General features: G+C 71.7%; 20 protein-coding genes. 14 read left to right on the top strand and 6 right to left on the bottom strand.

Going from position 1 to position 18005, the window contains the following annotated elements; translation table 11 throughout:
- Positions 1–10 precede the first annotated feature (10 nt).
- The 7 genes from ACFFGE_RS01840 to ACFFGE_RS01810 all read left to right on the top strand — a co-directional run bounded on the left by ACFFGE_RS01840 (position 11) and on the right by ACFFGE_RS01810 (position 6299).
- The gene (locus tag ACFFGE_RS01840) at positions 11–1084 is read left to right on the top strand and encodes a glycerophosphodiester phosphodiesterase family protein (protein ID WP_376833738.1); all 1074 of its coding nucleotides are present in this window, start codon (positions 11–13) and stop codon (positions 1082–1084) included.
- 78 nt (positions 1085–1162) lie between these two features.
- Positions 1163–1690 carry a signal peptidase II gene (lspA, locus tag ACFFGE_RS01835; protein ID WP_376833736.1) on the top strand — a complete coding sequence of 176 codons (528 nt, stop codon included), beginning with the start codon at positions 1163–1165 and terminating at the stop codon, positions 1688–1690.
- A gap of 64 nt (positions 1691–1754) precedes the next feature.
- A complete protein-coding gene (locus ACFFGE_RS01830) occupies positions 1755–2324 on the top strand; it encodes a DUF3035 domain-containing protein (protein ID WP_376833734.1) in 570 nt (189 codons plus the stop codon).
- Positions 2325–2384: 60 nt separating this feature from the next.
- The gene (locus ACFFGE_RS01825; RefSeq protein WP_376833732.1) at positions 2385–2837 is read left to right on the top strand and encodes a PaaI family thioesterase; all 453 of its coding nucleotides are present in this window, start codon (positions 2385–2387) and stop codon (positions 2835–2837) included.
- Between the two features lie 33 nt (positions 2838–2870).
- Positions 2871–4724 carry a DNA mismatch repair endonuclease MutL gene (mutL, locus tag ACFFGE_RS01820; RefSeq protein WP_376833730.1) on the top strand — a complete coding sequence of 618 codons (1854 nt, stop codon included), beginning with the start codon at positions 2871–2873 and terminating at the stop codon, positions 4722–4724.
- Positions 4652–5803 (top strand): DUF7946 domain-containing protein, encoded by a 1152-nt coding sequence (locus ACFFGE_RS01815; protein WP_446680605.1) that lies wholly within the window; start codon positions 4652–4654, stop codon positions 5801–5803. Before mutL ends, ACFFGE_RS01815 begins: the two co-directional genes overlap by 73 nt.
- A 25-nt stretch (positions 5804–5828) precedes the next feature.
- Positions 5829–6299 (top strand): low molecular weight protein-tyrosine-phosphatase, encoded by a 471-nt coding sequence (locus tag ACFFGE_RS01810; protein ID WP_376833726.1) that lies wholly within the window; start codon positions 5829–5831, stop codon positions 6297–6299.
- Positions 6300–6446: 147 nt separating this feature from the next.
- On the opposite strand, the gene ACFFGE_RS01805 is transcribed toward ACFFGE_RS01810, so the two are convergent.
- Positions 6447–7481 carry a Kelch repeat-containing protein gene (locus ACFFGE_RS01805; RefSeq protein ID WP_376833724.1) on the bottom strand — a complete coding sequence of 345 codons (1035 nt, stop codon included), beginning with the start codon at positions 7479–7481 and terminating at the stop codon, positions 6447–6449.
- A 198-nt stretch (positions 7482–7679) separates the two neighbouring features.
- On the opposite strand from ACFFGE_RS01805, the gene ACFFGE_RS01800 reads away from it, so the two are divergent.
- Positions 7680–7955, top strand: coding sequence for a YjhX family toxin (locus ACFFGE_RS01800; RefSeq protein WP_376833722.1), 276 nt, complete (start codon positions 7680–7682; stop codon positions 7953–7955).
- Here ACFFGE_RS01800 and rsmD read toward each other — a convergent pair.
- A complete protein-coding gene (gene rsmD, locus ACFFGE_RS01795) occupies positions 7938–8513 on the bottom strand; it encodes a 16S rRNA (guanine(966)-N(2))-methyltransferase RsmD (protein WP_376833720.1) in 576 nt (191 codons plus the stop codon). The two genes, ACFFGE_RS01800 and rsmD, sit on opposite strands and share 18 nt — an antisense overlap.
- On the opposite strand from rsmD, the gene ACFFGE_RS01790 reads away from it, so the two are divergent.
- Positions 8514–9428: a CPBP family intramembrane glutamic endopeptidase gene (locus tag ACFFGE_RS01790; protein ID WP_376833718.1), complete on the top strand. Its 915-nt coding sequence runs from the start codon at positions 8514–8516 to the stop codon at positions 9426–9428. It begins immediately after the preceding gene.
- Here ACFFGE_RS01790 and ACFFGE_RS01785 read toward each other — a convergent pair.
- On the bottom strand, positions 9402–10871 hold the full coding sequence (locus ACFFGE_RS01785; protein WP_376833716.1) for a pseudouridine synthase: 1470 nt from the start codon (positions 10869–10871) through the stop codon (positions 9402–9404). The two genes, ACFFGE_RS01790 and ACFFGE_RS01785, sit on opposite strands and share 27 nt — an antisense overlap.
- Positions 10872–10880: 9 nt before the next feature.
- Here ACFFGE_RS01785 and tadA point away from each other — a divergent pair, with 9 nt between their 5' ends.
- From tadA to ACFFGE_RS01770, 3 genes are read left to right on the top strand one after another with little or no spacing between them, the layout of a single operon-like run.
- A complete protein-coding gene (tadA, locus tag ACFFGE_RS01780; protein WP_376835182.1) occupies positions 10881–11333 on the top strand; it encodes a tRNA adenosine(34) deaminase TadA in 453 nt (150 codons plus the stop codon).
- 16 nt (positions 11334–11349) lie between these two features.
- On the top strand, positions 11350–11757 hold the full coding sequence (locus ACFFGE_RS01775) for an MliC family protein (RefSeq protein ID WP_376833714.1): 408 nt from the start codon (positions 11350–11352) through the stop codon (positions 11755–11757).
- Positions 11758–11769: 12 nt separating this feature from the next.
- Complete coding sequence (locus tag ACFFGE_RS01770; RefSeq protein WP_376833712.1) at positions 11770–12492, top strand: SDR family NAD(P)-dependent oxidoreductase; 723 nt, start codon at positions 11770–11772, stop codon at positions 12490–12492.
- Positions 12493–12494: 2 nt separating this feature from the next.
- Here the strand turns inward: ACFFGE_RS01770 and aroB are convergent, their stop codons facing one another.
- Positions 12495–13601, bottom strand: a complete 1107-nt coding sequence (aroB, locus tag ACFFGE_RS01765) for a 3-dehydroquinate synthase (RefSeq protein ID WP_376835180.1) — start codon at positions 13599–13601, stop codon at positions 12495–12497.
- Positions 13595–14176, bottom strand: coding sequence for a shikimate kinase (locus ACFFGE_RS01760; protein ID WP_376833710.1), 582 nt, complete (start codon positions 14174–14176; stop codon positions 13595–13597). Before ACFFGE_RS01760 ends, aroB begins: the two co-directional genes overlap by 7 nt.
- Positions 14177–14206: 30 nt before the next feature.
- Here ACFFGE_RS01760 and ACFFGE_RS01755 point away from each other — a divergent pair, with 30 nt between their 5' ends.
- On the top strand, positions 14207–15109 hold the full coding sequence (locus ACFFGE_RS01755) for a tyrosine recombinase (protein WP_376833708.1): 903 nt from the start codon (positions 14207–14209) through the stop codon (positions 15107–15109).
- Between the two features lie 88 nt (positions 15110–15197).
- The gene (locus ACFFGE_RS01750) at positions 15198–16148 is read left to right on the top strand and encodes an acetyl-CoA carboxylase carboxyltransferase subunit alpha (RefSeq protein ID WP_376833706.1); all 951 of its coding nucleotides are present in this window, start codon (positions 15198–15200) and stop codon (positions 16146–16148) included.
- Here ACFFGE_RS01750 and ACFFGE_RS01745 read toward each other — a convergent pair.
- Complete coding sequence (locus ACFFGE_RS01745) at positions 16145–18001, bottom strand: ABCB family ABC transporter ATP-binding protein/permease (protein WP_376835178.1); 1857 nt, start codon at positions 17999–18001, stop codon at positions 16145–16147. The two genes, ACFFGE_RS01750 and ACFFGE_RS01745, sit on opposite strands and share 4 nt — an antisense overlap.
- Positions 18002–18005 lie beyond the last annotated feature (4 nt).

Genomic DNA, 18005 nt, shown 5'->3' with positions numbered 1-18005 from the left:
GCGTCGGCGAATGATCCGCCTCATCCTGACCCTGCTGCTCGTCCTCGCCGGAGCGCCCGCCGTGGCCCAGACCGCCTCGCCCGAGCCGCTGCCCGACCGGCTCGTCATCGCGCACAGGGGCGCCTCGGCCGAGCGGCCGGAGCACACGCGCGCCGCCTATCTGCTGGCGATCGAGCAGGGCGCCGACGTCATCGAGCCCGACCTGGTGATCACCCGCGACGGGGTTCTGGTGGTCCGCCACGAGAACGAGATCTCCGAAACGACCGACGTGGCCGAACGCCCCGAGTTCGCCGACCGGCGGCGTGCGGCGACGATCGAAGGTCGAGCCGTAACCGGCTGGTTCACCGAGGATTTCACCCTCGCGGAACTGAAGACGTTGAGGACCCGGGAGCGGCTGCCGGCGCTCAGGCCCGCCAGCGCCGTCTTTGGCGGGGAGGAGCCGATCCTGACGTTCCAGGAGGTGCTCGATCTCGCCGCCGACGCCACGCGCCGTACGGGGCGGGTGATCGGCGTGGCGCCCGAGCTGAAGCATCCGGCCCATTTCGCGGCCCTGGGCCTGCCCCTGGAACAGGCGCTTGTAGAGGTGCTCCGGGCCAACGATCTAACCTCGGCGGAGGCCCCGATCCTGGTGCAGTGTTTCGAGGTCGGCGCCCTGGAGACCCTCGACGACAGCATCGACACCCGGCTGCTTCAGCTCATCTCTCCGGTCGGCGGGCCGGCGGATCGGCCCGAGCTCAGCTACGCCGACATGATCACGGACGAAGGTCTGCGGCGGGTCGCGGGCTACGCGGACGCGATCGGCGTGGAGGCGACGCTGGTCCTGCCGCGCGGCGCCGACAACCGGCTGCGCCCGCCGACCGACCTCGTGGCCCGGGCGCATGCGGCCGGGCTGAAGGTCATCGCCTGGACCTTCCGGCCCGAGGCCCTGTTCCTGCCCGAGGACTTCCGCCGGGGCGATCCGGCGAGCCCGGCCTACGCTTCGACGCCCGGCGATCTGGCGGGCTACGCCGCTGCGGCCTGGGCGGCGGGGCTGGACGGCGTGTTCACCGACCTGATCCCGCCCGTCGTCGCGACGCGTCCCTGACGACTCTGGCCCAAGCGACTCTGGCCCAAGCGACTCTGGCCTAGCGCCACGGCCCCGGTTCCTGCTAGTCGCCGCGCCATGAGGATTCCCCGCATCGCCTGGGCCGCCTACGGCTTCGCCCTCGCCGTCATCGTGATCGACCAGATCACCAAGGCCATGATCCTGGGCTCCGCCGACGTGGCGGATTCGCGCCTGATCCCCGACGGCTATCTGTTCGCCAGCGTCATTCCGGGCGTGCTGGACTTCACCATGGTGCGCAACACCGGGGTCAGCTTCGGCCTGCTGGGCGGCGGGTCCGCGCGCTGGGCGCTGACGGTCTTCTCGATCATCGTGGCGATCGCCCTGGCGGTCTGGGCCGTCCGGGCCGAGCGGCGCACCCTGATCAGCGCCATCGGACTGGTGATGGGCGGGGCGATCGGCAACGTCATCGACCGGATTCAGTACGGCTACGTCGTCGATTTCATTGATTTCTCGGACACCGGCCTGTTCCCCTGGGTGTTCAACGTCGCCGACAGCGCCATCACGGTGGGCGTCGTCCTGCTGATCCTCGACAGCCTGCGTCCGGAAGCCTCGGCTCAGGTTGGCGCGGCCCACGAAAAGTCGTAATCAGCCCGTTCTGAATACTGTCGCCCCGTTCTCGTGGGCGCTCGCCAAAGGCCGCCCGACCGCCATGACCCTTCGCCGCCTCGCCGCCCTGTCGATCGTCGCCACCGCCGCCCTGACGACCGCCGCCTGCTCCAGCGGCATGCGCCAGAGCATCGGACTGACCAAGGTGGTGCCGGACGAGTTCGTCACCGTCTCGACCGCGCCGCTGACCGTGCCGCCCGAATACGGCCTGCGTCCGCCCTCGCCAGGCGAGCCCCGGCCGCAGGAGCTGGCCCCCGAGAGCGCCGCGCGTCAGATCCTGCTGGGCCAGCGTCAGGCCGTGACCCGCACGCCGGGTGAGCAGGCCCTGGTCACCGCCGCCGGCGGCGACCGCGCCGACCCCCTGGCCCGCTACGTCATCGACGACGAGTTCGGCGATCTGGCCCACAAGGAAGAGAACTTCGCCAGCCGGCTGCTGTTCTGGCGTCGCGACGATCCCTCGACCCAGACCGCGACCGTGGTGAACGGGCCGGAGGGCGCGGTCACCATCGACGCCTCCAGCGAGCAGGCCCGACTGCAGGCCCTGACCGGCGGCAACCGGTCGATCACGATCCAGCCGCGCGACGACCGCGGCTTCAAGCTGCCCGGCCTCTGATCCCGGGTTGCGCCGCCGGACCGCGTCCTTATTCTGAACGCACCTCATCCGGAGCGTTCCATGACAGACTCGCCCGTCGATTTCTCCGAGTCCGGCGTGGAGACGCTTCGCGCCGTCATGGAGGGGCGTCGCCCTGACATCCCCATGGCGATCAGCCTGGGCTATCGCCTGATCGAGGTGGAGCCCGGCCGGGTGGTGTTCGAGGGGCGGCCGACCGCGGCCTTCCTCAATCCCATGGGCACTGTGCATGGCGGCTGGGCCGCGACGGTCCTGGATTCCTGCGTCGCCTGCGCCGTCCACTCCACCCTGAACCCCGGCCAGGCCTATACGACGCTGGAGCTGAAGGTCGCCTATCACCGGCCCCTGACGCCCGAGGTCGGCCCCGTCCGCGCCGAGGGCAAGGTGCTGTCGGTCGGCCGCCGCGCGGGCTTCGCGGAGGGCCGCCTGACCGGCCCGGACGGCAAGCTCTATGCGTCGGCCACCTCCACCTGCATCGTCATGGACGCGCGCTGAGGCGCAGCAGAATCAGGGGATGATCCCCGCCCCATGCCCATCCGCCGCCTTCCGCCCGAGACCGTCAACCGCATCGCCGCCGGCGAGGTGGTCGAGCGGCCGGCCAGCGCCATCAAGGAGCTGGTCGAGAACGCGCTGGACGCCGGGGCGCGCGCCATCGAGGTGCAGGCGGACGGCGGGGGCCTGAGCCGCATCCTGGTCGCCGACGACGGCAAGGGCATTCCCAGAGACGAGCTGCCGCTGGCCATCGAGCGCCACGCGACGTCCAAGCTCGAACCCGACGACGCGGGCGACGTGGACCTGTTGCGCATCTTCACCCTGGGCTTCCGGGGCGAGGCCCTGCCCTCCATCGGCTCGGTGGCGCGGCTGTCGATCGCCAGCCGGGCGAAGGGATGCGAGGACGCCTTCGCCATCTCGGTGGAGGGCGGTCAGGCCAGGGCCCCCGCCCCCGCCGCCTTCCCCGGCCCCCACGGCGCGCGGGTCGAGGTGCGCGACCTGTTCTACGCCACCCCCGCCCGGCTGAAGTTCATGAAGTCCGAGCGGGCCGAGGCCATGGCCATCTCCGAAGAGATCAAGCGCCAGGCCATGGCGCATGAGGCCACCGCCTTCACCCTGACGCTGGACGGCAGGACGACGCTGCGCCTGCCCGCCGAACATCCGGGCGACGCCGGGCGGCTGAAGCGGCTGGCGGCGCTGTTGGGTCGCGACTTCGAGGCGAACGCGCTTCTGATCGACCAGACGCGGGAGTCCTTACGCCTGTCCGGCTATGCGGGCCTGCCGACCTATTCGCGGGGCAATGCGGCGCACCAGTATCTGTTCGTCAACGGCCGGCCGGTGCGCGACCGGCTGCTGCAAGGCGCGATCCGGGGCGCCTACGCCGACTTCCTGGCCAGGGACCGGCACCCGGCGGCGGCCCTGTTCCTGGACCTGGACCCCATGCTGGTCGATGTGAACGTGCATCCGGCCAAGGCGGAGGTGCGGTTCCGCGACCCGGCCCTGGTGCGCGGCCTGATCGTCGGGGCCCTGAGGCATGCGCTCGCCGCCGCCGGCCACCGCGCCTCCACGACCGTGGCGGCGGACGCCCTGGCGGGGTTCCGGCCCGGCGCGGGGGCCCCCGCCTACAGCCCCGGCACGCCGTCGGCCCAGGGGTTCAGCGGGTGGACCGGCTGGGCCCGACCCGCGCCGCAATCCCTGCCCGGCCTGTCCGAACCCAGTGCGAGGGTGGAGCCGGCCCCTGCGGCGTCCGACCTCGCCACCCGCCACGCGCCCCTCGCCGCTCAGGACGACATCGACCGTCCCGACATCGACCGTCCCCTGGGCGCCGCCCGGGCCCAGCTGCACGCCAACTACATCGTCGCTCAGACGCGCGACGGGCTGGTGGTGGTCGACCAGCACGCGGCGCACGAGCGGCTGGTCTATGAGCGGATGAAGGCCCAGATGGCCGAGGGCGCCGTGGCCCGGCAGGCGCTCTTGGCGCCCGAGGTGGTCGAGCTGGACCCGGCCGAGGCCGACCGCGTCGTCGCCCGGGCCGACGAGCTGGCCGAGCTGGGCCTGGTGGTCGAGCCCTTCGGCGGCGGGGCGGTGCTGGTGCGCGAGACCCCGGCGCTTCTGGGAACCGTCGACGTCCAGGGGCTGATCCGCGACATCGCCGACGACCTGTCGGAGCACGGCGCGGCCCTGTCGCTGAAGGAGCGGCTGGCCGAGGTCTGCGGCACCATGGCGTGCCACGGCTCCGTTCGCTCCGGCCGCGTCCTCACCGCGCCCGAGATGAACGCCCTGCTGCGCCAGATGGAGGCCACCCCGCACTCAGGCCAGTGCAACCACGGCCGCCCGACCTATGTGGAGCTGAAGCTGGCGGATTTGGAAAGGCTGTTTGGCAGGCGGTGAGGCGCTGCGGGGCGCGAGCCATTTCGGTCTCAGCAGCCGCCAATAGGTGCCCCGGTGCGTCCGTTAACGACGCAGCGCTCCGCCACAACTTGGCTGTGTCTAGGTCTCAGTCTCGACGATCTCAGGTTTTGCCTCCACTTTCGCAAAGGGTTGGAGGGATCAGACATGGCGGAGCCGCTGTTTCGGCTGACATACGACGGCGCGACGCCGATCGTCACGTTATGGACATGCGTATGCTTGGTGCATCGCTCCAAGGTGCCGACAAGATTATCTCGGATGGACTCATCCTGCTCATCCATGGGCGCTCACCAAAGCGCGGCGAGCGAGCTCCGGTAATCGCGAAGGTTCGCCAGCCGCAGGCGGGGTCTTACGATTTCCTTGGAGGACTTCAGGATCACGCTTGGATGTTGCAGCTCGGCTTGCCGATTGCACAACAGGTTGTAGGCACGCACATCAGCGAATGGATGGCAGCCGTGAAGGCGACCTTTAGCGGGCGACCCGACATCGCGGAGACGGCATTACAGGCGTTAGCTGACCTGAATCGCGAACACCTAGCTGCCCGGGATGCTTCGGAGGCTCGCTTTCACGAAGAGCGACTAGCGCAGATTGCTTCTGCCGATGCTGCTGCGTCCAGACTGCACGACGAGCGTATGGCCTATCTCGACCTAATGCGTGAGATGCTTCCGCAGCAGCAGCGGGCACTTGAGCAGTATGTAGCCCCGGTGGGTCGCTCTGTAACTACAGCGACTTTCTCGCCCGCTGACGCGCCCAGTGTCCATGTCGACGCCGAAGAAGCCGACAAGATCAGAGCCGCCGGGGAAGTCGTATGGGAGCCGCTTCGCGAGATGGCCCTAAAGACCGACGGCTTCAGGTTCCATACCAATGGCTTGAGCATCGAGAATCCCGACCGCGACGGATACCTCATGGCCAAGGTTTCCGATCCACGTTTCGAACAGCCGGAGAATCCTTATACGGCGGCTGCTCAGCGCAGAGCGGAGATCATCGTGCTAGCGCGTGCCGGATATGTCGGGGGTCAGCTTTCGCGGATCGACATTGTCGACTTCGTCCGCGAACGATAGACCTCGTGCCTTTCACAATAACTCCATGCCCTCCCTCCTCTTCGTCTGTCTCGGGAACATCTGCCGCTCGCCGCTGGCGGAGGGGGCGATGCGGGCTGAGGCCCGGCGGCGGGGGCTGGAAGTCGAGGTGGACTCCGCCGGGACGGGGGACTGGCATGCGGGGCAGCCGCCGGACCCGCGCGCCGTCGCGGTCGCGGCGCGGCACGGGGTGGATATCTCGGGGCTCAGGGCGCGGCAGGTTCGGGCCGACGACTTCCGGCGCTTCACCCATCTGATCGCGCTGGACGGCGACAACTTGCGGAACCTGCGCCGCCTGGCGCCCGCCGACGCCGTCGCCGGGCTCAGCCTGCTCTTGGATCACGCGCCCGGCCGCCGGGGCCAGGCGGTGGCCGACCCCTATTTCGGCGACGCGGCGGGGTTCGAGACCACCTGGGCCGACGTCAACGCGGGCGTGGCGGGGCTGCTCGACACCCTCTCCCATTGGGAGAGGGCTTGAGCGCCCGAGAGCCGCCAGGCGATCGGACTTGCGCGAAAGGGTGAGGGTTGGATGGCGGATCGTCGGACACCGACGCCCCTCACCCTTTCGGCTATACGCATCGCTACGCTCTGCGAGCCTCAAGCCCTCTCCCATCGGGAGAGGGACTTAAAGGCTGAACGCCTCGACCACGCCGCCGGCGCGGCCGCCGGAGACGACCTCTCCGCCCGCGATGGCGTGGATCGCGCCGCCCGTCGCGGCGGCGGCCAGGCCGTGGCGGGGCGTCGGCATGGGCGGGCCCTCGCGCCAGCGGTCCTCCGCCGGGTCGTAGATCCAGGTCTCCGGGAAGACGCCGCCGCCCCCTCCGGCCCCGAACCACTCTCCGCCGAACGCGACCAGCTTCCCGTCCAGCGCCGCCATGGCCAGCCCGCCGCCGACCTGCCGGCCCTGGCTGGGCGACGGGGGGATGGGGGCGAGCGTGTCCCAGCGGTCGCCTGCGGGGTCGTAGCGGTCCAGCCGCCCGGTGCCGCCGCCCGAGACCGTGCGCCCGCCGGCGATCCACAGGGCCCCGTCCAGCACCGCGCCGGCGGCGCTGTTCCGCGCCATCGGACAGGGGCTCAAGGTCTCCCAACGACCGTCGATGAGCGCCAGATGGGTCGCCACGTCCCCCTGGTCCCGCCACTGGGCGTTGGCCTGACCCAGCGGCGAGCGTCCGGTGATCAGGTGGATGCGGCCGTCATGGCTGAGCCCCACCGTCTCCGCCAGGGGCGTCGGCAGGGCCGGTCCCGGCCGCCACGCCGCGTCGCCGGGCGCAAGCGTCCAGACCTCGGTCGCATTGGTCCAGTCCCCCTCCCCGCGCCCATAGCCGCCGACAGCGAACAGCGTGTCGCCGGTCGCGACGATCATCGGGTGGTGACGCGGCTGGGGCAGGCGCGGGCCTTGGGTCCACGTATCGGTCGAGGGGTCGTAGAGGCCCAGCCGGTCCTCGATGTGCAGCGGCGCGTCGGTGCGCCCCACCAGCCCGCCCGCCACGGCGATCCGCCCGGCCCAGACGGCGGCGTAGACCTCCTGAACCGGCCAGGGCGTCGGCGCGCGCGCGGTCCAGGCGGGGGCGGCCGGGGCGATGGCATGGGCGACGGTCGGGGCGACGGCGGCCGCGGCGGCGGCCGTGGCGATCAGGGTGCGGCGGGTCATCTGGCTCATGACCCGATCTTGGCCCGGAAGCGCGAGACGTGCCATATGCGGGCGTCGCCCTCCGGGCCCTCCGCCCGACAAGGAAGTCCATGTCCGAGATTGCGCGTCAGGCCTGAGGCCTCGCGGCAAGCCGTGAAGAGCCTCTGACCCGCCCTCCGTCGCCTCGCGCGCCGGAGCGTCCCGTCACGCCTTTCGGACATCCCTCAAATGAACATCTCCCGTGCGGAACAGCGCACGCTCCACGCCCTGGCCCAGGGCGGCGGCATCGTGCTGGAACGCGACCCCGACGGCCGGATCGTCCGCGCCGACTGTTTCACCCGCGACGGCTTCCTGCTGACCGACTGCACCCTGTCGGTCTGGAAGAAGCTGAAGACCAAGGGGCTGATCGCCAGCCGCGACGGCGGACCCTATCGCGTCAACCGCGAGGGTCTGGCCCGGATGCGCAGCCAGCTCGACAACCGGGTCTCAGCCCGCCGCTGGTAGAGCCCGCAGAAAGAGGACGCGCGCGGCGCCGTAGTCGCGCGCGTCCAGCCGCTCGTAGCCCGGCGTCTCGATCTCCGGCTCGTCGGAGCCGCGCTCGAACACCACGATCGCGCCGGGGGCCAGCCAGCCGCCCTCCAGCAGCTTCGCCAGGGTCTGCTCGCCCAGGCCCTGGCGATAGGGGGGATCGAGGAAGGCCAGGGTGAAGGCCTCGCCGGCCGAGCCCGGACGGGGGCCCAGGTCGGTCGCGCTTCTGCGGTGCACCCGGCAGCGGCCGAACAGGCCGTAGGCGTCCATGTTCTCGCGGATGGCGCCGCGCGCACCGTCGTCGGTCTCCACGAACAGACAGAAGGCCGCGCCCCGGCTGAGCGCCTCGAACCCCAGGGCGCCGGATCCGGCGTAGAGGTCGATCACCCGCGCGTCCGTCAGCCCCTCGGCCCACGACGCGTGCTCCAGCACGTTGAAGATGGCCTGGCGCGCCCGGTCGCTGGTGGGGCGCGTGCCCTGCCCCTCGGGGGTCGTGATCGCCCGGCCCTTCAGGCTTCCGCTGACGATTCTCAAATGCTGGTCCGCCTTTACTCGCGCCCCGGGGCGGGCCACCGTCGACGCATGTCGCGGCCCTTCTTTCCCCTACTGCAGCCCGTCAGGCAATCGGACCGCGGGGCGGCGCGGGCGTTCGGCTGCCTGGGCCTGGCGCTGGTCCTGATCGTCGGCGTCGCCGTGGCCGCCGCGATCGCCGCGGCGCTGGCGGGGATCTCGATGGTCGAGCCGGATCCGGACACCCGGCCCGAGCAGCTCCTGCTGCTGATCGGCGTGGCGACGGGCGCGCTGGGGGCGGCGGTGCTGATCGCCGCGCGCGTGGCCTATGGACGCCCCTTCGCCTCGTTCCTGTGGCCGTCCGGGTTCAGCGGCGGCCGGCTGGCGACGGGCATGGTCGTCGCGGTCCCGGCCATGATCGCAGGCGCGCTCGCGGCGGCGGCCGTCTCCGCGTTGCAGGGCGCGCCGCCGTCGCTGGCCGACCTGCCCGACCCGCCGTCCCTCAGCCCGACCTATGTGCTGGCCGCCGCCGGCGCCCTGGGGCTCGCCGCCGCCGCCGAGGAGGTCATCTTCCGGGGCGTGGCGCAGCAGCTGCTGGTCGCCTGGGTCAGGGTCGTCGGCGTCGCCCTGGTGCTCCAGGCGATCGCCTTTTCCGCCGTCCACGCCGATCCAGACCCCGCCGCCTTCGCGGTGCGCCTGATCATGGGCCTGACCTGGGGCTGGGCGGCGCTCCGGCTCGGCGGGATCGAGTTCTCGACGGGCCTGCACCTGGTCAACAACCTGGTGCTGGTGATGCTGGTGCCGCTCAGCGAGGCGATGCGCGTGGACCGCGACATCGGTTGGGCGGGACCGGCCAGCCAGACGGCGTCGGGCCTGGTGGTCGTTCTGGCGGTCGAGTGGCTGGCGCGCCGGTCAGCCGCGCGGGCGCGGGGGACGTGACCCGCCGCCGGGGCCCGGCCGCTTGTCCCCGCCGCCCCCGCCCGGGCGTCCGGGACCGCCGCGAGGCGGGCCGGAGCGAGCAGGACCCGAGCGCGCAGGACCGGAGCGCGGCCGATCACCGCCGCCCTCGCCTCTCGGCTTGAAGGGACGCTTGGGCCGGTCCTCGCCGTCGCGGCGCGTCGCGCCGTCGCGTGGCTTGAAGGTGCGTTGCGGGCGCTCGCCCTCGGCCCCCTCGCGGGGCTTGAAGGGGCGCTTCGGCCGGTCGGGACGCGGCGCGGCCTTGGCCCAGCCGGGCTTCTTCTGCGGCCGGTCGGCGCGCTCGGCGGCCTCGGTTGAGGCGGCCGCCGCGGCCCGCACACGGCTGGGCTTGCGCGACGGATCGGACATGGCCGAGCCGGACTTGCCCTTGACGATCGAGGTCTGGACGCGGCGGCCGGGGATCGGCGCGGGCGTCTCGACGGTGTCGCCGGTGGGCAGGTTCTCGGGCCGGATGTGCTCGGCCAGGAGCTCGCGGATCACGCGCGGCCCCACCTCCTCGACCGCTCCCACGGGGAGCGTGCCCAGCTGGAACGGGCCGTAGGCCAGGCGGATCAGCCGGTTGACCTTCAGGCCCACCGACTCCAGCACCTTCCTGACCTCGCGGTTCTTGCCCTCGGCGATGGAGACGCTGACCCACAGGTTGGCGGCGGCCTTCTCGTCCTCGCCGGAGGGCGTCTTCACCTTGTCGAGGGTGGCTTCCATCGGCCCATAGCGGACGCCGTCGACGAAGGCGCCGTCCTTCAGCCGGTCCAGCTGCTCCTGGGTGATCCGGCCGCGTGCGCGGGCCCGGTATTGACGCACCCAGCCCGTGGTCGGCATCTCCAGCGCCCGGCTCAACTCGCCGTCGTTGGTCAGAAGCAGCAGCCCCTCGGAGTTGATGTCGAGCCGCCCCACCGAGATCGTGCGCGGCAGGGTGCTGGGCAGGGCGTCGAACACGGTCGGGCGCCCCTGAGGATCATTGTGGGTGGTCAGAAGGCCGACGGGCTTGTGATAGCGCCAGACGCGCGTCGACTGGGCCGAGCCGATCGGCTTGCCGTCGACGGTGATCTTGTCCTCGCGCGTGACCAGGGTCGCGGGCGTGTCCAGGATGCGGCCGTTCACCGCCACGCGGCCCAGGCCGATCAGCCGCTCGACCTCGCGGCGCGAGGCGTAGCCGGCGCGGGCCATGACCTTGGCGATACGTTCCTGGCGCAACGGGGCCTCGGCCTTGGCGTCGGGCTTGGCGCCCTTGGAGCCTGCGCCCCTGGAACCAGCCCCCTTGGCGCCGGTCTTGTCGCGCGGGCCGGGCTTGCCGCCGGGGCGCTTGTCGAAGGCGGCCTTGCCGGCGTCGTCGCGGCGGGGGCGGTCCCCTGCGCCTTGACGCGGGCGGGGCTTCTTGTCGTTGTCGGAAGTATGACGGACCATCAGCGGTTCATGCGCATGGCGCTCGATCTGGCGCAAGCCGCCGCCGACGCGGGCGAGGCCCCGATCGGCGCCCTCATCGTCGATCCGGCGAGCGGCGAGGTGGTGGCCGAGGGCTCGAACGCGCCGATCCGCGACCACGATCCGACGGCGCACGCGGAGATCGTGGCCATCCGGCGGGCCGCGGCGAGGCTGGGCAACTATCGGCTTACGGGCCTGACCCTGTACGTCACGCTGGAGCCCTGTCCCATGTGCGCGGGCGCCATCAGCCATGCGCGGCTGGGGCGGGTGGTCTTCGGCGCCGAGGACGCCAAGGGCGGCGGGGTTTTCCACGGAGCCCGGGTGTTCGACCAGCCGACCTGTCACTGGCGGCCCGAGGTCGAGGGCGGGGTCATGGCCGAGGAAAGCGCCGACCTACTGCGCGGCTTCTTCCGCGCCAGACGGGGAACGGCCAAACAAGCGTGACGTTAGGCATCACGCCATGACCCGCGCTGTCCTCATCCCCTTTGCTCTCACCCTGACGCTGCCGGCCTGCGGTCCGGACCCGTTCAACGCGCCGACGAGCGGCGACGAGGTGCAGCAGCGCGCCCAGGAGGCCCAGACCGCGCGTCGGCGGACGGGCGCCGAGATTCAGGACCGGGCGCTAAATCGTGTGATCCGCGCCGTCTACCTCTGCAACAACGGCGAGCGGCTGTCGGTCGACTTCGACAATCCGCGCGAGATGGCGACGGTGCGCAACTCGATCGGAGAGGCGGTCGATCTGCGCCGGGAACAGACGGGCAGCGGCATCTGGTACCGGGCGTCAGGCCATGAGCTGCGCGGCCAGGGCGTCATGGCCACCTGGACCGCCGACGGCCGCGAACCTACGGAATGCAGGGCGGTGGACTAGGGGAGACGCAATATGGGCGACGTGATCCTGATCACGGGAGCGGGCAAGCCGACGGGAATCGGCTTCGAGGCGGCGCGGCAGCTGGCCCAGGCCGGCGGCTCCGTGATCCTGACGGCGCGGCGCGGCGCCGATGCGGACGCCCGGGCGACGGAGCTGAGGGGTCTGGGCCACGATGTCGCCGGGCTGGAGCTCGACGTGACGGATGATGGATCGATCGACGCCGTGGCGAACGCCGTGCGAGCGCGTCACGGGCGGCTGGACGTCCTGATCAACAACGCAGCGGCGACGGGTGTGTATGGCGAGACGATCGCCGTGGCCGACCTCGATACCGCAAGGGCGACGCTGGAGGCCACGCTGTTCGGCGCCTGGCGCGTCACCCAGGCCATGCTGCCCTTGCTGAACCACAGCGACGTGGCGCGCATCGTCAATGTCTCCAGCGGCGCCGGTTCGCATGCGGACCCGGCCTTTGGTCTGACGACCGGCAACGGCATGGGCGCGGCGTACGGGATCGCCAAGGCGGCGCTCAACGCCCTCACCTCACGACTGGCCGTCGAGAACCCCGGCATGCGCGTGAATGCGGTCTGTCCCGGCTTCACGGCCACGTTCGAAGGCGGCGAGGCCATGGGCGCTCGTCCCGTCGCCGAGGGCGCGGCCGGCGTGGTCTGGGCGGCTCGGCTGCCGAAGGACGGCCCCACGGGCGGCTTCTTCCGGGATGGTCAGCCGCTCGGCTGGTAGGTTCAGGCCGCCCCTTCCTCGATCAGGAAGGAGCGGACGGCGGCGTCGTCCACGTCCCTCTGAACGAAGGCGTCGCCGATGGCGCGGGCGAGGATCAGGGTCAGGCGGCCGCCCTCGGCCTTCTTGTCTCCGGCCATGCGCTTGAGGAGGGCGTCTGCGGAGAAGCCGCCCAGACCGTCCAGTCGCGTGGGAAGCCCCGCCGCGATGAAGGTCGACTCCACCAAATTCGCGTCGCCGGGCGCACAGAGCTTTTCCCTCGCCGAAAATCTGAAGGCCATGGCGCAGCCGATGGCGACGGCCTCGCCGTGGGTCAGGATCGCCTCGTCGAATCCGAGCTCGGCCTCCAGCGCGTGGCCGAAGGTGTGCCCGAGGTTCAGCAGGGCGCGCACGCCGGCCTCCTTCTCGTCCTCCGACACGACCGCCGCCTTGATCTCCACCGAGCGGACGACCGCGGGCTCCAGGGCGTCGGGGTCGCCTGACGCGCCGGACGCGCCCTGCCCCGCCAGCCACTCGAAATAGGCCGCGTCGCGGATCAGCCCATGCTTCAGCACCTCGGCCCAGCCGGAGCGCAGCTGGCGCGGCGGCAGGGTCGCCAGGACGTCGATGTCGGCGAGCACGCGTCGGGGCTGATGGAAGGCGCCGATGAGGTTCTTGCCGTGCCGCGTGTCGATGGCGGTCTTTCCGCCTACGGACGAATCCACCTGGGCCAGCAGGCTGGTGGGCAGCTGCACGAAGTCGATCCCGCGCATGTAGAGGGCGGCCGCCAGGCCCGCCAGATCGCCGACCACCCCGCCCCCGAGCGCGAGGATCAGGTCCTTGCGGTCCAGGCCCTGTTCCGACAGGGCGTCGCACAGCCGCTCCAGCCCGCGCCAGGACTTCGAGGCCTCGCCGGGCGGCACCTGGACGAGAGCGCCCTCGACGCCCGCCCGCCGCAGCGCGCCGATGACCGTCGCGCCATGCGTCCGCGCGACATTCTCGTCCGCCACGACGACGGTCCGTGTCCGGAGGATATCGGCCAGGCGTTCGCCGGCGTCGGCGAGCAATCCGCGGCCGATGTGCACTTCGTAGGGCCGGAATCCCTGACCCGAGACGGGGACGATGTTCACCAGCTCACTCCGGGATGACGCGCTCTGAAGGCGTCCAGGGCGCTGATCACGGCCGCGACCGCCTGGCCGTGCGCCCCTTCACCGACGTCGACCACGACGTCGGCCTCGGCGTAGATCGGATAGCGGGCTTCCGCCAGGGTCGAGAGGGCCTCCAGCGGGTCCCGTCCCCGCAGCAGGGGCCGCGTGTCGCGCCGGGAGACCCGCTCGGCGATCACGGGAAGTTCCGCGCGCAGCCAGACCGAGATCGCCCGCCGTTTCATCAACGTCCGCGTATCCGGATTGAGCACGGCGCCGCCGCCGGTGGCGAGGACGATCGGCGGCCCCTCCAGCAGGCGCTTCATAACGCGCGCCTCGCCCGCCCGGAACTCCGGCTCGCCCAGCTGCGCGAAGATCTCGGGGATGGACATCCCCGCGGCCGCCTCGATCTCCGCGTCGCCGTCGACGAAGGGCAGGTTCAGGCGACCGGCCAGCCGTCGGCCCACGGTCGATTTCCCCACGCCCATCAGCCCGATCAGGGCTATGGTTCGTCGCTCGGGTCGCAGCGGCGCGGCGGGGACGGCGGAGGCGGGATCGGACATGCGGACGAACGATCCTACACAAGCGCGGCCATGAGCGAAGCCCAGATCGAGGCCTTTCTGGAGATGATGGCGGTGGAGCGCGACGCCTCGCCCCACACGCTCGCCGCCTACAGGCGGGACCTGGAGGACGCCGCGCGCGGACTCTTCGACGCGGGCGGATTGCTGGCGGCCGACCGGGAAGCTGTCGAGGCCTGGTTCGCCGACCTGTCGCGGCGGGGCCTGTCGGCGGCGACGGCGGCCCGGCGGCGCAGCGCGCTCAGGCAGTTCTACCGATTCGCCCTGGTCGAGGGATGGCGGGCCGACGATCCCTCGCGCCGGATCGACGCCCCCAAGCAGGGCCGGCCCCTGCCCAAGACGCTGAGCCGGGACGAGGTCGAGCGGCTGATCGCCGCCTCAGCCGCGCGGGAGGGCGCGGCGGGCGTGCGCCTGCTGGCGCTGGTCGAGTTGGCCTACGCCTCGGGACTGCGGGTGTCCGAGCTCCTGGCGCTGCCGATCGCGGCGGCGCGCAAGGACCCGGCCTATCTGATCGTGAAGGGCAAGGGCGGAAAGGAGCGGCTGGCGCCGCTGAACGGCTCGGCGCGGGAGGCGGTGAAAGCCTGGCTGGCGGCGCGGGACGCCGGTCGCGAGCCCGACGCGCCGGACAGTCCGTGGCTGTTCCCGTCCGGCGGCCGAACAGGACGGCTGACGCCCCGGCGCTTCGCCCAGCTGCTGGACCAGGCGGCGATCGACGCCGGGATCGATCCGGCCCGCGTCAGCCCGCATGTGCTGAGGCACGCCTTCGCCACCCATTTGCTGGAGGGGGGCGCGGACCTGCGTGTGGTTCAGACCCTGCTGGGTCACGCCGACATCGCCACGACTCAAATCTACACCCACGTCGCCGTGGACCGCCTGACCGATCTGGTGCGCTCCAAACATCCGCTGGCGAAGGGCTGATTGGGGCACGCTTGCCCCGTCGCACGGGCGCGACTAGGTTCCGCCGCCTTGTTCCGGGCGCGAAAGCCCGCCGATTTCCGGACGCCTGATGGCCACCCATTACCTCGATTTCGAAAAGCCGATCGCCGAGCTGGAAGCCAAGATCGAGGAGCTGAGCCTGCTCTCGACCACGGCGGGATCGTTCGAGGCCGAGATCGAGGGCCTGCGCAAGAAGGCCGAGCAGCTTCGCAAGAAGACCTACGCCGACCTCGACCCGTGGAAGAAGACCCAGGTCGCGCGCCACCCGCAGCGGCCGCACCTGGTGGACTATCTGGCGGGCCTCTTCACCGACTGGACCGAGCTGCGCGGCGACCGCCAGTTCGGCGACGACCAGGCGATCCTCGGCGGTCTGGCCCGCTTTCGCGGCCAGGCCTGCGTGGTCATAGGTCACGAGAAGGGGCACGACACCGCCACCCGCCTGACCCACAACTTCGGCATGGCCCGGCCCGAGGGCTATCGCAAGGCGGCGCGGCTGATGGACATGGCCGACCGGTTCGGCCTGCCGGTCCTGACCTTCGTCGACACCGCCGGCGCCTATCCGGGCCTGGGGGCGGAGGAGCGCGGCCAGGCCGAGGCCATCGCCCGCTCGACCGAGCGCGGGCTGACGCTCGAGGTGCCGATGATCGCCACCATCACCGGCGAGGGCGGTTCGGGCGGCGCGATCGCGCTGGCGGCCGCGAACCGCGTGCTGATGCTGGAGCATTCGATCTATTCGGTGATCTCGCCCGAGGGCGCGGCCTCGATCCTGTGGCGCGACGGGGCCCGGGCCCAGGACGCGGCGGCGGCGATGAAGATCACCGGCCCGGACCTGATGGAGCTCAAGATCGTCGACCGTATCGTCAAGGAGCCGGTCGGCGGCGCCCACGCGGACCGCGACGCCGCCATCCAGGCCGTCGGCGACGTGCTGGAGGAAGAGCTCAAGGCGCTGTCCGGTCTCACGCCGGAACAGCTGCGCCGCCAGCGCGCGGATCGCTTCTACGCCATCGGTCGCGCGGCCTAGACGGTCTCCACGGGCTTCGCGCCCCGCGTCTGCTTGCGCCAGAGCGCCGCGTACTCGCCGCCCACGCGGGCCACCAGCTCATGGTGCGCGCCCCGCTCGACGATCCGGCCGGCCTTGAGCACCAGGATCTGATCCGCGTCGGCGATGGTGGACAACCGGTGGGCGACGACAAGGGTCGTGCGGCCCGCGCGCGCCTTGCGAAGCGTCTTCTGGATCGCCTGTTCGGTGCGGCTGTCGAGCGCGCTGGTGGCTTCGTCCAGAATCAGCACGCAAGGGTCGGCCAGCAAGGCGCGGGCGATGCCGACCCGCTGACGCTCGCCGCCCGACAGCTTCAGCCCGCGCTCGCCGACCAGCGTGTCCATTCCGAGGGGCAACCCCCGGATGAACTCGCCCAGCTCCGCGGCCTCCGCCGCCGCCCAGATCTCGGTCTCGCTCGCGTCCGGCCGGGCGAAGGCGATGTTGGCCTTCAGGGTGTCGTTGAACAGGGCCACGTCCTGGGGGACCAGGGCGACCGCGGCCCTGAGCGAGGCCTGGGTCACGGCGCGCGCGTCCTGCCCGTCGATCAGCACCCGTCCGCCCTGCGGATCGACCAGGCGAAGCGCCAGCTTGACGATCGTCGACTTGCCCGCGCCGGAGGGGCCGACCAGCGCCGTGGTCGTGCCCGGCGCGGCGACAAAGCTGACCTCCTCCAGCCCGTTGGCGCGGGCGTCGTGGCGATAGCTGACGTTCTCGAAGGCGATCTCGCCGCCGCGGGCGTCGGCGGTCGGCGGCAGGGGCCGGGCGTCCGGCGCGTCGGCGACGAGGGGCCGCTGACGCGTGACCTTCAGCATCTCCTCCATGTCGATGAACGACTGGCGCACTTCGCGATAGGCGAAGCCCAGGATGTTCAATGGTTGATAGAGGGAGATCATGATGAGGACGGCGGCGGTGACGTCGCCCGGCCCCATCCGGCCGGCCGCCGCCTCGAACCCGGCCATGACGGCCATGACGCCGAGGCCCAGGTTCATGATGCCGGACTGGATGACGTTCAGCAGCGCCAGCGAGCTGTTCGCCTTCAGCGCCGCGGACGTGTAGGTCGCGAGCGCCGCGTCATAGCTGGAGGCCGCCCGCGTCTCGGCCCCGAAGGCCTTGACCGTCTCGTAGTTGAGGAAGGCGTCGACCGCCTGACCCGCGGCGGCGGTGTCGGCCTGGTTCATGATGCGCCGATGCTCCAGCCGCCAGTTCGACAGGGCGAAGGTCGAGATGGCGTAGACGACGACCACGACGACGGCGACGGCCCCGAACCGCCAGTCGTAGCGCCCGGCCAGCACGCCGGCCGCCAGCACCAGCTCCAGCCCGGTCGGGATCAGGTTGAACGCCAGGACCCTGAGCAGGAAGTCGACCGATCGCGAGCCCCGCTCCACCGTCCGCGACAGGGCCCCGGAGCGCTTGGTCTGGTGGAAGTCCAGCGACAGGCTGAGCGCATGGGCGAAGGTCTCGGCCGCCGTCCGACGCTGGGCCGCCGCGCGCACGGGGGCGAAGACGACGTCCGACACCTGCGGCGCCGCCGAACTCAGGAACCGGATCAGGGCGTAGCCGGCGGCGAAGGCCGCGAAGCCCAGGCTGACGGCGACCGCCGCCCCCTGCCCTGCCGCGAGGTCGTTGACCGCCGCGCCGAGCGCCAGCGGCGCCAGCACGCCCAGCGCGCGGCCGGCGAGCGTCAGCACGATCGCCGCGATCAGCCTCAGGCGCAGCTGCGGCGCCTCCGAGCGCGCCACCAGCCGCATCAGGTCGGCCAGCGCCGACCAGGTGTTGATCTCGACGTCCGCCGCCGCCGTTCTGTCACGGCCCCGGCCGCCGCGCTCGCCTCTCATCGCC

Origin of the sequence: Brevundimonas balnearis (genome assembly GCF_042434805.1) — a bacterium.
GTDB classification, from domain to species: domain Bacteria; phylum Pseudomonadota; class Alphaproteobacteria; order Caulobacterales; family Caulobacteraceae; genus Brevundimonas; species Brevundimonas balnearis.
This window is presented reverse-complemented; position numbering and strand designations above follow the sequence as displayed.